This is a genomic window from Mesorhizobium sp. M7A.F.Ca.MR.148.00.0.0 (assembly GCF_003997735.1).
In the GTDB taxonomy this organism is placed as follows: Bacteria; Pseudomonadota; Alphaproteobacteria; order Rhizobiales; family Rhizobiaceae; genus Mesorhizobium.
Map to the genome: position 1 here is coordinate 1 of NZ_RZTB01000286.1, position 1,176 is coordinate 1,176.

Annotated in this window: 2 protein-coding genes; both read left to right on the forward strand. The window is 56.5% G+C overall.

Annotated elements, in window-relative coordinates; all coding sequences use genetic code 11:
• Positions 1–273: 273 nt before the first annotated feature.
• Positions 274–456: a hypothetical protein gene (locus EOB49_RS36730; protein ID WP_164781932.1), complete on the forward strand. Its 183-nt coding sequence runs from the start codon at positions 274–276 to the stop codon at positions 454–456.
• Between the two features lie 357 nt (positions 457–813).
• Positions 814–1,176 (forward strand): hypothetical protein (locus EOB49_RS33970; protein WP_164781933.1); only part of this gene is annotated, 363 nt, incomplete at its 3' end.

The window sequence follows — 1,176 nt, forward strand, 5'->3', positions numbered from 1 at the left end:
ATTTGGCCGCGATATAGACGCCAGCCGAAAGCAGCCAGCACAGGACGGCGGCCGGATAGCCGGCCAAGAAGGGGCCGGCCACGGGTTGCGCGGCTTGATGCGCTATCGGCACTGCCTGCATGTCCTCCCCCTTCGATGACCTCGGCCGGACGGGGCAACATAGCCTGTGTCGTGGGGTCGTGCATCCGTTTTGAAAGGGCGAGAAGGAAGCTGAGCTCGGCCGATCGCAGCCTCAAGGCCAAACGGAAATCCTGATCAGCCAGGGAGAGCGAGATGATCCGGAAACTCAAGGACGGAAAATACTGGCTTTATTCGCGCAAGAAGGACGAGAAGATGGGGAAACTGCGCAACCTGGAGACGTTTGATACCCTGATACCCGCGAGGCGGCGGAGAAGCATGAGCGGGAGGTGCGTATTTCAAGCGGCATTGAGGGTTTTTGGCAATTACCTGCTTTGACGGTGGCAATGGCGGTACGCTACTGCTGCCACCCCATTTGGAGGTCTTCATTCTCCGTTTTACGAATGGCAGCTTCGCGCCTCATCTCAGCCATTGTGACCAACCGGGCAGCATTCTAAATCCAGACATCGTCGGCGACGGGCGTCAGCTCAGAGACCGAGCGACTTGCGCACCCAATTGTATAGTTTCGAGGAGCCGGACCTTACAGGCTTCGTCCGGCTACCTAAGGCACACAAGGTTGAGACGCCCATTTCCAACAGCGGCGCGCCGCTGCATAGTGCGCCAAGCGAGATGGATCTCATTGAGTCTTACGCCGATCTAATTCATTGTCCACTCAGTGATTAGCGGGGAGCATGAGTGTCGGACGCCTCTGAAGAGTTCTTGAAGTTTGAAGTGCATTCGGACGCGGCCGTCGCCAAACTATCACTGTGGCAACAACCGATACGAAGCATCCTTTCCGCCCTATACCTATCAGCCGATACCAAATTCGTCGGCGGACGCTTCAACCGCAAAGTGCAGCGCGACGACGAAGTCGGAACAGCAATGATCAGCCGCATGTCCTATGTCAGCGGCTTTTTCGATAAATGCCCGCAGCTGATCGGAGCCGATATAGATGACGTGCTGAGCGTTATCGACAAGGTGTTTCTGGCTGACATGGAGGAACTACTCGGTTACGCCCATTTCTGTGAGATCATGCCCTTGGTGCACCGGGGGTTCTTC